Genomic DNA, 852 nt, shown 5'->3' with positions numbered 1-852 from the left:
CAGAGCGTGACACCGCCGCGCAGGTCCACGATCGCGAAGCCGTAGAGGGTGTCGCGATTCAAGCGGACCACCGTCTACTCATCGATCGGCGCCGGCATCCGCTTGTGCTGGAGCACATTCACACCACCTGCATCCCGCTGGATGTCGAAGAACATCCGGTCGGTCTCGGCGCGGACGAAATTGTCGACGTTCACGAGGACGCTCATACTCACGTACTTTACTGGCTCTTCCGGCTTCAGACCCGAGTCAGGACAACTCGTCGGCAAATTGTTGACCGAAACGCGCTGACCTATAGTTTCTTCCCGAGAACAGCCGCCAGATGGTTACCATGAACGCGGCCGGCGGGCGCCCATGCAGACGATTTGTAGCTGACGATCAGGCATGCGCCGAGCCATGTCGCCACGTGAGCTGTCCCTGTTTCCGCAGGTCACTGGCTTACACCGCTTCACACATGATCAATTGAGGTCGTGTCATAGGTCAACAACAGACGCCAGTGCGCGCGCAAAGTTGCCAATTGGTCGCCCGACTCAGGTCATCAGAGTGCGAGGGCGCAGCAATGCAGTAGCGACCGGATCCGGTAGTTGATCAGGCTTGGGAAGCCGAGTGCGTTGCGTCGAAGTGCTTCGAGGCGTCCGTTGATGACTTCGGTGGGCCCGTTGGATGCTCGGTGGTCGAAGTAGGCCATGACGTCGCGGCGTCAGTGCAGCGCGGCGCTGCGGCACCTGCGCTCCATCGCCGCGGCAGTGAAACTGGCCTGGATCTGGGCGGTGAGATCAACCGACCAGCGCTGGGTGCGGAGGCGGGTCGAGGTCGGCGAGTTGGATGGTGTGTCGGGGCCGGCTTCGTGGTCGG

Annotated in this window: 1 protein-coding gene and 1 pseudogene; one reads left to right on the top strand and one right to left on the bottom strand. The window is 61.6% G+C overall.

What is annotated here, in order from left to right:
* Positions 1 to 332: hypothetical protein (locus tag PSU4_RS32080; RefSeq protein WP_222596468.1), on the top strand; the 332-nt coding region annotated here is incomplete at its 5' end.
* 203 nt (positions 333 to 535) lie between these two features.
* Here PSU4_RS32080 and PSU4_RS30960 read toward each other — a convergent pair.
* Positions 536 to 697 (bottom strand): annotated as a pseudogene (locus tag PSU4_RS30960) (transposase); the annotation flags it as partial.
* Positions 698 to 852 lie beyond the last annotated feature (155 nt).

This window comes from Pseudonocardia sulfidoxydans NBRC 16205 (genome assembly GCF_007989085.1).
In the GTDB taxonomy this organism is placed as follows: Bacteria; Actinomycetota; Actinomycetes; order Mycobacteriales; family Pseudonocardiaceae; genus Pseudonocardia; species Pseudonocardia sulfidoxydans.
This window is presented reverse-complemented; position numbering and strand designations above follow the sequence as displayed.